The organism is Kitasatospora sp. NPDC001683 (assembly GCF_053596495.1).
The window spans coordinates 1-12,146 of record NZ_JBSFGK010000148.1; the positions used below are offsets into that span (position 1 = coordinate 1).

General features: G+C 74.4%; 9 protein-coding genes. 6 read left to right on the top strand and 3 right to left on the bottom strand.

Going from position 1 to position 12,146, the window contains the following annotated elements; genetic code table 11:
* Positions 1-60: 60 nt before the first annotated feature.
* Both ACWCYO_RS38385 and ACWCYO_RS38390 read right to left on the bottom strand, forming a co-directional pair.
* Complete coding sequence (locus ACWCYO_RS38385; RefSeq protein ID WP_270143123.1) at positions 61-981, bottom strand: TetR family transcriptional regulator; 921 nt, start codon at positions 979-981, stop codon at positions 61-63.
* 230 nt (positions 982-1,211) lie between these two features.
* Complete coding sequence (locus ACWCYO_RS38390) at positions 1,212-2,987, bottom strand: 3-hydroxyacyl-CoA dehydrogenase family protein (protein WP_449786785.1); 1,776 nt, start codon at positions 2,985-2,987, stop codon at positions 1,212-1,214.
* Positions 2,988-3,531: 544 nt separating this feature from the next.
* Here ACWCYO_RS38390 and ACWCYO_RS38395 point away from each other — a divergent pair.
* The 6 genes from ACWCYO_RS38395 (at position 3,532) to ACWCYO_RS38420 (ending at position 11,171) form a co-directional block, all read left to right on the top strand.
* On the top strand, positions 3,532-6,261 hold the full coding sequence (locus tag ACWCYO_RS38395) for an MXAN_6230/SCO0854 family RING domain-containing protein (protein ID WP_449786786.1): 2,730 nt from the start codon (positions 3,532-3,534) through the stop codon (positions 6,259-6,261).
* A gap of 76 nt (positions 6,262-6,337) precedes the next feature.
* On the top strand, positions 6,338-7,798 hold the full coding sequence (locus ACWCYO_RS38400) for a glutamine synthetase (RefSeq protein WP_449786787.1): 1,461 nt from the start codon (positions 6,338-6,340) through the stop codon (positions 7,796-7,798).
* A 3-nt stretch (positions 7,799-7,801) separates the two neighbouring features.
* Positions 7,802-8,938 carry an amidohydrolase family protein gene (locus tag ACWCYO_RS38405; RefSeq protein ID WP_449786788.1) on the top strand — a complete coding sequence of 379 codons (1,137 nt, stop codon included), beginning with the start codon at positions 7,802-7,804 and terminating at the stop codon, positions 8,936-8,938.
* A 248-nt stretch (positions 8,939-9,186) separates the two neighbouring features.
* A complete protein-coding gene (locus ACWCYO_RS38410; protein ID WP_449786789.1) occupies positions 9,187-10,677 on the top strand; it encodes a S8 family peptidase in 1,491 nt (496 codons plus the stop codon).
* 162 nt (positions 10,678-10,839) lie between these two features.
* Positions 10,840-11,049, top strand: coding sequence for a hypothetical protein (locus tag ACWCYO_RS38415; protein WP_449786790.1), 210 nt, complete (start codon positions 10,840-10,842; stop codon positions 11,047-11,049).
* Positions 11,022-11,171, top strand: coding sequence for a hypothetical protein (locus ACWCYO_RS38420; protein ID WP_449786791.1), 150 nt, complete (start codon positions 11,022-11,024; stop codon positions 11,169-11,171). Before ACWCYO_RS38415 ends, ACWCYO_RS38420 begins: the two co-directional genes overlap by 28 nt.
* 20 nt (positions 11,172-11,191) lie before the next feature.
* On the opposite strand, the gene ACWCYO_RS38425 is transcribed toward ACWCYO_RS38420, so the two are convergent.
* Positions 11,192-12,085 (bottom strand): HipA family kinase, encoded by an 894-nt coding sequence (locus ACWCYO_RS38425; RefSeq protein ID WP_270143112.1) that lies wholly within the window; start codon positions 12,083-12,085, stop codon positions 11,192-11,194.
* Positions 12,086-12,146: the final 61 nt, after the last annotated feature.

The following is a 12,146-nucleotide window of genomic DNA, read 5'->3' on the forward strand; positions in this document are numbered from 1 at the left end:
CCCGCCCGTTTCCGCGGCGGCGCCCCCTCGACCTGCCTCTGACCTGCTGTTTTACGGACCTCAGGCGCCCTGGGTGCGGCTCAGTGCGGCCCGGATGCTGTCCACCACGACGTCCAGCGGAGCGTCCGTCCGGGCGATTGTGATGAGCACCTCACCTCCGGGGCTGGCGCTCAGTGCGCTCTCCGCCACCCCGTCCCCTGGCATCCCAGTGGCACCCGGTGCCACCACCGAACCCCGGCGTCTGGCACCCGGCGAGCTGGCGGCCCAGAAGGTCCGCCGGATCACCTCGAAGGAGTGGTCCAGCTGCGCCTCCACGTCACCCCGGCCGCCGGCCCGCAGCCAGCGCCGCAGCACGTGGTTGTGCGCCGCGACGACCGCCGCCGCCGACACCTCGGCCAGCATCGAGTCGTCCTCGCCGCCGCGCTGCCAGCCCGACGGGATGGGCTCGCCGGTGTCGAACCGGCCCAGCAGGTAGCGGGTGAACAGCCGCTCGTACCGGGCCACCACGGCGATCTCGCGCTCGCGCAGCGCCGGGACCTGACGGATCAGCTGGTACCGCGCGACCGACACCCCCGGGGTGGAGGCGTACATCCGCAGCACCTCCTTGATGCCGCGGCAGACCACGTCCAGCGGGTGCTCCTCCGGCTCGGCGCTGGCCAGCAGGTCGGCCACCCGGACCAAGGTGTCGTCGTGGTCGGGGAAGATCGCCTCCTCCTTCGACCGGAAGTACCGGAAGAAGGTGCGCCGGGCCACCCCGGCGGCCGCGGCGATCTGATCGACCGTGGTCTCCTCGTAGCCCTGCGAGGCGAACAGCTCCATCGCCGCCGCGGCCAGGTCCTGGCGCATCTGCTGGCGCTGCGCCGCCGCCCGGCGACTGCCCGGCCCCGCCTCCGACGCGGCGGCCCCGGACGGGCCGGCCGTCCGGCCGGTGCCGCGCGGTCCGGCGGAGTGCTGAGGAGTGGCTGAATGAACCCGATCCATGTCCGGAACGCTACACGGCCCGGGCTGTGCGCCCACCGCCCTTCCCCGGCGCACCGGCGTGACCGGGCCGGTCACGGCAGGCCTGGGCCAGCGCGCGGACACCGCTCCCGGGGCCCAGCCGGGGCGCGCGGCGGCCCCGGAGCCGTACGGCGCGGCGCCGTTGCCGTAGCCGGCGCCCGATCCCGGTTCCGGGTCGTACGGCGCCGGCTCGCCCCCGGCCCGTGCGGTGGTCACCGGCGCGCGTGGTCGCGGAAGCCGCGGCCGGTCTTGCGGCCGAGGCAGCCCGCCGCCACCAGGTGCTCAAGCAGCGGCGCCGCGGCCAGGCCCGGCTCGCGGAACTCCTGGTGCAGCACCTGCTCGATGGTCAGCGAGACGTCCAGGCCGACCACGTCCAGCAGCTCGAAGGGGCCCATCGGGTAGCCGCAGCCCAGCTTCATCGCGGTGTCGATGTCGTCCACCGTCGCGTAGTGCTCCTCGAGCATCCGCACCGCGTCGTTCAGGTAGGGGAACAGCAGCGCGTTGACGATGAAGCCGGCCCGGTCGCCGCACTCCACCGGGTGCTTGCGCACCTTCGCGGTCAGCTCCAGCACCGTCGCGGTGACGTCCGGGGCGGTCAGCACGGTGGAGACCACCTCGACCAGCTTCATCGCCGGGGCCGGGTTGAAGAAGTGCATGCCGATCACGTCCTGCGGCCGCGAGGTGGCGGTCGCGCAGCTGATCACCGGCAGCGAGGAGGTGGTGGTGGCGAGCACCGCGCCCGGGCGGACGATCTTGTCCAGGGTGGCGAACAGCTCCCGCTTGACCGCCAGGTCCTCGGCGACCGCCTCGACCACCAGGTCCACCTCGGCCAGCTCGGAGTACTGGCCGACCGGGGTGACCAGCGCCAGCGCGGCGTCCCGCTGCTCCCCGGTCAGCCGGCCCTTGGCCACCGAGCGCTCCAGCGACCTCGCCAGCTGCGCCTTGGCCCGCTCGGCCTTCTCCTGGCTGCGGGCGGCCAGCAGCACCGGGTGCCCGGCCTTGGCGAACACCTCGGCGATGCCGGTGGCCATCGTGCCCGAGCCGCAGACCCCGACGGTGCGCACGGTACGGCCGGGCACCTCCGGCCGGGCCGGCCCGGTCGCCGCGTCCACGGCCCTGGACGAGCCCGGCGCCTCGTAGGTGTAGAAGCCGCGCCCGGACTTGCGGCCCAGCAGCCCGGCCGAGACCAGCTGGCCGAGGATCGGCGCGGGCGCGTGCAGCCGGTCCCGGGACTGCTCGTACATCGCCTCCAGCACGGTGCGCGCGGTGTCGACGCCGATCAGGTCGAGCAGCGCCAGCGGGCCCATCGGCAGACCGCAGCCGAGCCGCATCGCGGCGTCGATGTCCTCCCGGGAGGCGTACTTGGACTCGTACATCGCGGCGGCCTGGTTCAGGTACGCGAACAGCAGGCCGTTCACCACGAAACCGGCCCGGTCGCCGGCCGCCACCGGCTCCTTGCCCAGGTCGCGGGCGAAGGCGGCGGCGTCCTCGGCGGTCTGCGGGGAGGTCAGCACGGTGCGGACCACCTCGACCAGCTTCATGGTGTGCACCGGGTTGAAGAAGTGCAGGCCGAGCACCCGCTCCGGCCGGGCGGTCGCGGCGGCGATCCGGGTCACCGACAGCGCGGTGGTGCCGGTGGCCAGCACGGTGCCGTCCGGGCAGATCCGGTCCAGCTCGGCGAAGACCTCCCGCTTCAGCTCCAGCTGCTCGGGGACCTCCTCGATCACCAGGTCCGCCTCGGCGGCGGCCGCCAGCGCGTGCCCGACCGAGATCCGGGCCAGCAGCGCGGTGCGCTCCTCGGCGGTGATCCGCTCCCGGTCGACGGCGTGCGCGGTCGCCTCCTCGATCCGGGCCAGCGCCCGGGCGGCGGAGTCCTCGGTGGCCTCGATGCCGATCACCCGGCGGCCGCTCCTGGCGACCGCCACCGCGACGCCGGCACCCATCGTGCCGAGGCCGACGACGGCCACGGTGGGGAAGGGACGCTCCATGTACCTGACTCCTAGTCATGAAGGGCCCGCGCGTGCTCCGGCGGGCAGGCCGCCGCGCCCGTCGGCGAAACGGGGGCGGCCGCCGCCGGAGGAGGGTCCACGCGCGGGGGCTTTGGGGAGATGACGGGTCCGGCAGACCCGGGCGGCGGCCGGTCCGCTCCGGCCGAACCGCGGGGTGTGCCGTGGTGCTCAGGCGCTCGAAGGTGAAGGAAGCGACGCTGATACGAGGGGAGATCCGGCCCGCCGCGGTTCGCGGCACCGGCCGGTGAAGACGCACCGCGCGGCGTCGCGGACACGACGACCGCGACCCCCCGCCGGTGCGGCTCCCGAAGCCCGGCGGTGGTGCGTGCGGCCACTGTAGCGAAGCTACTCGTCGGTAGGAAGGGGGCGGCGGCGGAAAACCGTTCGGCGTCCGGAGGCGGATTCGCTAGGGTGATCGACGCGGGGGCGGCTCCGCGGCGTGCTTCCTTCTCCTCATCTTTCAAATGACCCAGTGCGCCCACTCTCCGCCCCCGCTTCGTCATATCCAGCGGGGGACAGAGAAGTGAAGAAGCCGAACACCGCCGTGCCCGGGAGCGCACTGGACACCTACCTGCTGCGCCGTCACGGACAGGTCCTGGTCGCACCGGGGGCCGCGCCCGGCGAACCGGACCCGTGGACGGCCAAGGGCCTGGTGGCCCTGGAAGCCGACCTGGCGCGACGCGGCCACGTGCCGACCAAGCCGCTGCGCGACGCGCTCCGCCGGCTGCGCCCGGCCGACCTCGCCGAGACCGGCACCCGGCTGCTGGCCGGCCTCGACGCCCTGCTCGGCGCCGACCGCCGGCACCAGCCGCTGTTCCGCCGCTTCCCCGACGGCGTCCCCTCGCACGCCCACGCCGACTACTCCGTCCTCATCCGCGGCTACCTGCTCCGCCAGTCCAGCCAGCTCTGCCTGGTCTGCGAACGCACCAGCCTGGAGGCCGGGATCGGCGCCCTCGCCCCCTGCGCCCACCTGCTCTGCCACGACTGCTTCCTGGAGCTGACCGAGCACGACGACGCGCGGCACTGCCCGCTCTGCGACGTGCCGCTGGATCGCGAGCACCACCTGCCCACCGACACCAGGGGCGCCCGCAAGGCCGCCCGCGACCTGGCGGCGGGCCAGGCGCTCAAGCCGCTGCGCCTGGCCGAGACCGGCGATGCGACCGCCCTCGTCGGTGCGGCGCTGGCCGACCTGCTCGCCCGGCAGACCCCGCTCAACCCCCAGGAGCGCGAGGACCTCGCCCTGCTGCTCGAGCACGCCCCGGCCGACCCGGGCGCCTGGCTGCCCGCCGCGATCCCGGTCCGGGAGATCCGCGCCACCGTGCTGGCCACCCTGCTGCGCCGCGACCCGGAGCGCACCCGCCCGCTGCTCGCCGCCCACCTCACCACCGCCACCGACGTGCTGCGGCTGATCTGGGCCTGGTCCGGCGCCGAGCCCGACCTGCTGCCGGGCACCGCCCGCACGCTGCGGCTGCGCAACCTGCCCCGCCCGCTGCGCCGCGAACTCCTCGCCGTCCTGGACGCGTTCCCGGTCGGCACCCTCGCCGAGGACCTGCGCCGCCACCGCTCCGCCTGGCTGCGGGCCGGCGAACTGCTGCATCCGTACGAGCACCGCGACCGCTTCCCGTACGCGGCCGCCGCCTTCGCGGTCGTCCGGCAGAGCGACCTCGACCTGCACGGCCTCGGCCCGCAACTGCGCGAGGCGCCCGCCCCGCTGCGGGTGCGCGAGACGCCCGCCGGCCACACCCGGCTCACCGTCGAGACCTTCGCCGCCCGGGTCGAACACGCCCTCGCCCAGGGCGACCTGCCCGCCGCCGTCCGCCTGCTGGCCACCCGCCCCGGCGAACTGGTGCGCCGACTGCACCACCTACTGCGGGTGCGGGCCGCCTGGGCCCCCGACCGGCCGCTGCCCGCCGAACTCGCCGACGCCCTGCCCAAGGCCCTGCGCGCCGTCGCCCCCGGACCGCTGCTCGGCGCGTACGGGCGGCTGCGCGCACCGCGCGGGATCGGCGAGCGGCGGCTGTACTTCCCGCGCGGCCGGGTCGCCTCCGCGCACACCCGGTTCGACTGGGGCAAGCCCGTCCCGGTCGAGCTGAGCGCGCCGGTCTGCGACCTGATCGAGGCCGAACTGCTGCGCCGCGCCGAGCGGTCGGTGGAGCAGGCCGGGCGCTACGAGCTGGCCGTGCTGGACGCCGGACTGGCCGACCTGGTCGTCCCGTTCGCCGAACGCGCCAGTGCCAAGACCCTGGTCGCGGTGCCGCGCGGCAGCGTCCAGCGACTCCCGGACGGGCAGCACCTGCGCCTGTTCGTGCACTGGATGCAGCGCGCGCACCAGCGGGTGGACCTCGACCTGTCGGTGGCCTTCTACGACGAGGAGTGGCAGTTCACCGGTCTGTGCGACTACACCCGGCTGGTGCTCGGCGCGCGCGCCGCCGTGCACTCCGGCGACTTCACCACCGCCCCGCCGCCGCACGGCGCCACCGAGTTCGTCGACCTCGACCTGCGGGCGCTGGGCAAGGCCGGCGCCCGGTACGCCGTGGTGGTGGTGTTCAGCTACAACGACATCCCCTTCGAGGACCTCACCGACGCCTTCGCCGGCTTCATGACCCTGACCCCCTCCGAGGCGGCCCGGCAGCGCACCGGCAGCTTCCACCCCGCGAGCGTGCGCCAGCGGCTGGACCTCGCCGGGGAGGCCCGGATCTGCGTGCCGATGATCGTCGACCTGCAGACCCGCACCCACACCTGGACCGACCTCAACGTCGGCTCCGGGGCCGGGTTCCACAACGTCAGCCGGCACCGCGCCGAGATCGGCTCGCTGGCCGACTCGGTGCTGACCCACTTCGCCCCGGGCACCCGGGCGACCCTGTGGGACCTCGGCTGCGCCGCCGCCGCGGCCGGCAGCGACGAGGTGTGGGTGCGCGACCGGACCGGCCACGGGCTCGGCCGCTACCGCCGGGGAGCGGACGAACCGGTGGCCGCCTTCGCCGAGCGGCTGCGCGGGCGCCACGAGAGCGACCACCGCACCGAGCAGCCGCCGGACGACACCGCCCGGCTGATCGCCGAACGCCTGGCCGGCACCCGGGCGTTCACGGCCCTGGTGCACGCCGACGTGTCCGCTCCGGAGGGGGCGAGCGGGACGCTCTACCGGCTCTACCCGGGGCCGCTGGACGCCGCCCCGGACACCCTGGAGCGGATCACGGCGGGGGACTTGGTGGCCCGCTTCGCTCCGAGTGGTGGTAACTCCCCCATCGAGTGAACGGGCGGACGGGCGTCCATTTGTTCCACTCGATAGGGGAGTTACCGACACCCGGTTCGCGGGGCAGCATGGGGACATGAGCGCTGTGACTGCCTCCCAGGCCGCCGGTCCCGCCGGTCCCGCCGAGCCGCTCGGCCCCGGCGCATCCGCCGCCGCCCTCGCGGCCGCCGTCGCGCTGCCCCCGCGGGCCGAGCGCGCCGCGCGGGCCGAGGAGGCCGCCGACCGGCTGCGCACCGCCGCCGTCGAGGCGGTGGCCGTCACCTGGGTGGACAACGCCGGCATCAGCCGGGTCAAGGCCGTGCCGGTCAGCGCCCTGGTGCACGCGGCCGAGTGGGGCGTCGGCACCGCGCCCTGCTTCGACGTGTTCCTCGCCGACGACGCCAGCACCACCAGCCCGTTCATCGGCGGCCCCACCGGGGACCTGCGCCTCTACCCCGACCTCGACCGGCTCGTCCCGCTGGCCGCCCAGCCCGGCTGGGCCTGGGCCCCGGGGGACCGCCACACCCAGGCCGGCGGCCCGCACCCAGGCTGCCAACGCCTGTTCGCCCGCCGGATGGAGGCCGCGGCCGCCGCCCGCGGGCTGAGCCTCCGGGCCGGCATCGAGGTCGAGTGGGTGGTCGCCCTGGCCGGGCCCCCGCACGAGCCGCCGCAGTACCCGACGCACGGCCCCGCCTACGGCATGCACCGGCTCACCGACCTCTCCGACTACCTGCGGGACGTCCTGCGCGCCCTCGGCGAGCAGGGGCTCAGCGTGCTGCAGATCCACCCCGAGTACGCCCCGGGCCAGTTCGAGGTCTCGGTCGCCCCCGAGGGGCCGGTCGGCGCCGCCGACACCTCCGTCCTGGTCCGGCACACCATCCGCGCCGTCTCCGCCAAGTACGGCCTGCGGACGTCCTTCGCCCCGCTGGTCGAGCCCGACGTCGTCGGCAACGGCGGGCACCTGCACCTCAGCCTCTGGCGGGACGGCCACAACCTCGGCCACGGCGGCTCCGGCCCGCACGGGCTGACGGCCGAGGCCGAGGGCTTCCTCGCCGGGGTGCTCCGAGCGCTGCCCGAACTCCTCGTGCTGGGCTGCTCCAGCCCCGCGGGGTACCTGCGGCTGGTGCCTTCGCACTGGGCCGGGGCGTACCAGTGCTGGGGCCTGGAGAACCGGGAGGCCGCGCTGCGCCTGGTCACCGGCTCCACCGGGGAGCGGGCCGCCGCCGCGAACGCCGAGGTCAAGTGCTTCGACGCGAGCGCCAATCCGTACCTGGCGGTCGGCGCGGTGGTCGCCGCCGGCCTCGCCGGGCTGGAGCAACGCCTGGCCCTGCCGCCGGAGTTCACCGGGGATCCGGCCGAGGCCGAGCCCGGCACGGTGCCCCGGCTGCCGCAGGGCCCGGCCGAGGCGATCGCCGCGTACGAGGGCTCGGCGGTGCTGCGCGAGGCGCTCGGCGAGCCGCTCCACCAGGCCGTGCTGGCGGTGCGCCGGGCCGAGGCCGAGCAGTACGCGGCCGTCGGTCCCGAGGAGTTGGTCGCCGCGACGCGCTGGCGGTACTGAGCGGTGGTCCGGTCGGAGGCCGGGGTCCTGGAGGTCGGCGCGCTGGTCGACCACCACTGCCACAGCGTGGTGGCGGCCGAGCTCGCCGACGACGCCCTGGCCGGGCTGCTCACCGAGTCCGACCGCCCGCCCGCGCCCGGGTGTTCGCCCTTCGACAGCGCGCTCGGCCTGGCCGTGCGGCGCTGGTGCCCGCCCGCGCTCGGCCTGCCCGTGCACGCCCCGGCCGCCGACTACCTGGCCCGGCGGCGCGAGTTGGGCGCCGCCGAGGCCACCCGCCGACTGCTCGCCGCCGCCGGGCTGGACACCTGCCTGGTGGACACCGGGCTGACCGCCGCCGCGTGCCGCGAGCTGCTGCCGCTGACCGAACTCGCCGAGGCCGCCGGGGCGGTGGTGCGCGAGGTGGTCCGGCTGGAGGCGGTGGCCGAGTCGGTGACGGCAGGGGCGGAGGACTGGCCCCGGGCCGTCGGCGAGGCGCTGGCGGTGGCCGCCACCGGCGCGGTCGCGGTCAAGTCGGTGCTCGCCTACCGGCACGGTCTGGCCGTCCCGGCCGAACGCCCCGCGCGCCCCGCCGTGGTGGCCGCCGCCGGGGCCTGGCTGCGCGGCGGGCGCGGCCGGCTGGCCGACCCGGTGCTGCTGCACCACCTGCTCTGGACGGCCGTGGACGTCTGCGCCGAACTGGGCCTGCCGCTCCAACTCCACACCGGCTTCGGCGATCCCGACCTCACCCTGCACCGCGCCGACCCGTCCCTGCTGACCGACTTCGTCCGCGCCGCCGAGCCGAGCGGCGTCCCGCTGGTGCTGCTGCACGGCTATCCGTACCACCGGCAGGCCGCCTGGCTGGCCCAGGCCTTTCCGACCGTGTACACCGATCTCGGGCTGACGGCCTCCTACACCGGGCCGCGGGTGGCGGCGGTGCTCGGCGAGATGCTGGAACTGGCGCCGTTCGGAAAACTGTTGTTCTCCACCGATGCCTACGGACTTCCCGAACTGTTCGTGGCGGGCGCCGCACAGTTCCGGTACGGACTGGGCATGCTGCTCTCCGACTGGCAGGCGGGCGGCGCCTGTTCGGCCCCGGACGCCCAGCGGCTGGCTCGGCTGGTCGCCGCCGACAACGCGCGCCGGTTGTACGCGCTCCAGTAGGCGTTTCGCCGGCTCTTCGCGTACATGCCCGGTCGCGTCGGCTCGTCGGCGAACCATCACTTTTTAACAATCTCCAGCTCTGTTGCCCTTGTTGACCGGCGGAACGCTAACCTCCGCTGTTGGTCTAGATGTGACGATTAGATGACTACCTCTTGCGCATATCAGCGAATATTCATTAACGTCCCGGTCATCCCAGCGCACCTGCCACACCGCAGCTGCCGCATGACGACTCGGGAGGGCCAACCCCAATGAGAGTTACTCGGATCAGCCGGACCCGGTACGCGGCAGTGGGCCTCGTGCTCGCCACCGCCGGCGCCCTCGCGCTCCCGGCCGGCACCGCCGTCGCGGCGCCCACCGGCGACTCGACGACCGGTCCGCTGCTCAGCTACGTCGTCAACACCAAGGCCAACCACGGTCAGGTGCAGAAGGTCGAGAAGGCCATCAGCGGCCTCGGCGGCACGGTGGTCCAGTCGTACGAGCAGGTCGGCGTCATCGTCGCCCGCTCCAACGACACCAAGTTCGCGGAGAAGCTGCGCCTGGCCAAGGGCGTCGACTCGGTCGGCGCCAGCCGCACCAAGGGCATCCTCGCCGCGGACCAGAGCAAGGCCGAGGTCGCCGCCGAGCCGACCGGTGCCGCCGCCGCTGCCGACGGCCAGGAGCCGTACGAGCCCAACCAGTGGGACATGCGCCAGATCGGTGTCGACAAGGCGCACAAGATCTCGCTCGGCAGCCGCAACGTCACGGTCGGCGTGCTGGACTCCGGCATCGACGCCACCCACGAGGACCTGGCCGCCAACGTGGACGCCTCGCAGTCGGTCTCCTGCATCGACGGCAAGACGAACACCGACTGGAAGGCCTGGCAGCCGACCACCAGCGACCACGGCACCCACGTGGCCGGCACGATCGCCGCCGCCAAGAACGGCAAGGGCGTCGTCGGCATCGCCCCGAACGTCAAGCTGGCCGCGGTCAAGGTCGTCGACGACGGTGGCTTCATCTACCCGGAGAACGCGGTCTGCGGCTTCGTCTGGGCCGGCGAGCACGGCTTCAAGGTGACGAACAACAGCTACTACGTCGACCCGTGGATGTTCAACTGCCCGAACGACAAGGACCAGGCGGCGATCACGGAGGCGGTCCGCAAGGCCGTCGCCTTCTCGCAGCGCAAGGGCGTCCTGAACGTCGCCGCGGCGGGCAACGAGAACATCGACCTGGCGCACAAGACCACCGACGTCTCCAGCCCGGACGACACCAACCCCGGCACCCGCCCGGTCACCAACGACTGCCTGTCGCTGCCGACCGAGCTGCCCGGCGTGATCGCGGTCTCCGCGGTCGGCGTCAACGGCGACAAGTCGTACTACTCCAGCTACGGCAAGGGTGTCGTCACCGTCGCCGCGCCGGGTGGCGACCGTCGCTTCCAGATCCCGAACACCCCGGACAAGGACGGTCGCATCCTGTCGACCATCCCGGGCAACAAGTACGGCTACATGCAGGGCACCTCGATGGCCACCCCGCACGTCACCGGCGTGGTCGCGCTGCTCGCCGGCACCTTCCCGTGGGCCAGCCCGGACGAGCTCACCGAGCTGCTGACCAACCAGGCCGAGTCCCACGCCTGCCCGACCGGCGAGTTCAACCCGGGCGGCACCGCCCAGTGGAAGGCCACCTGCGAGGGCGGCGCGGACGACAACGGCTTCTACGGCGCGGGCATCATCAACGCCGAGAAGGCGGTCCAGTGGTGGCGCTGACGCGCTGACCACCGAGCGCTGAGCACCGAACGCTGAGCTGGGGAGCGGGGCCCATGGTCCCGCTCCCCAGCCGCGTTTGAGTACCCGTACTCAGGCCGCGGCCACCTTCGCCCCGCAGGATGGATGCCGTAACCACCGGATCCACCTGAGGAGTCGAGCGGCATGGCACAGGCCCTTCCCCGGAGGCGGAACCGCCTCGCGCTGGCACTGGGCGTGGGGCAACTCCTCCTCGCCGTCCCGATGCTGCTGCCGATCGTCCTGTGCGCCCTCGTGGTCGGGACGTACGGGCTCGCGCTCGGCGGGCTCACCGGGCTGGTCTTCCCCCTGCTGCTCGTCGGGGCCCGTTGCTCGGCCTCGGCCTCGCGGCCCTGATCGCGCGGGCCCAGAAGCTGCCGGGGGAAACCGCGTTCGCGGTGATGAGCTCCGGCCTGCTGCTCGGCGCCTCCGTCGTGAACTTCGGCTGGCTCCACCAGGCCGGTGTCGCCTGGGTCTAGGAGCGCCGCCGGGACCCCCCTCACTCGAAGTGGTGCTCCCAGACCGTCTCCACCGACGGCTTGCCGTGCAGGTCCGGCACCTCCCGCAGCCAGGCCGGCCGACCGGCCCGGGTGCGGGCCGCGCGTCGCAGCTCCGCCTCGCGCAGCTGCTCGGGTGTGGCGAAGCCCTCCGGCAGCCACTCCTCGGAGAGCACCGCCCGGGCGGCCAGGTGGGTGACGTACGCGTGCCGGACGGCGTCCACCGAGTCGAAGCCGGGCTCGTCGGCCAGCCACTCGTCCGGGACCAGCGCCACCACCTGCTCCAGCAACTCGACCGTGACCAGCGGCCCGAGGTCCTCGTCCGCCAGCCGGACGTCCGGGGCGCAGGCGCCGAGCGCGTGGGCGCTGAGGTCGTACCGCTTGCCGACGGACGCCTCGGCGGTGGCCCAGCGGTGGTGGAAGACCAGTGCGGCGCCGTTGTCGATCAGCCAGAGCCGCTGGTGCCAGACCACCAGGTTCGGGTTGTGGACGGTGCGGTCGACGTTGCCGGTGAGCGCGTCCAGCCAGACCACCCGCCCGGCCTCGGCGGAGTCCACCGGGATCATCCCCGGCCGGTAGTCCGCGGCCCCGGGCAGCAGGTCCATCCCGAGGTTGAGCCCGGCGCTGGCCTTGAGCAGGTCCTGGATCTCGGCGTCCGGCTCGTCGGCGGCGACCACCGGGTCGAAGTCCACCAGCCGCAGCTCCGGCACCCGCAGCCCGAGCCGCCGGGCCAGCTCGCCGACGATCACCTCGGCCACCAGCGCCTTGCGGCCCTGGGCGGCGCCGGTGAACTTGACCACGTACGTTCCCAGGTCGTCGGTCTCCACGACACCGGGCACCGAGCCTCCGGCCCGCAGCGGGTCCACGTAGCGCAGCGCAGTCACCAGATCGAGCACACCCGTCACCCTATCCCCTGGGCCCGTCCGCAGACTCCCGCCCGCCCTCCGGGCGGACGAC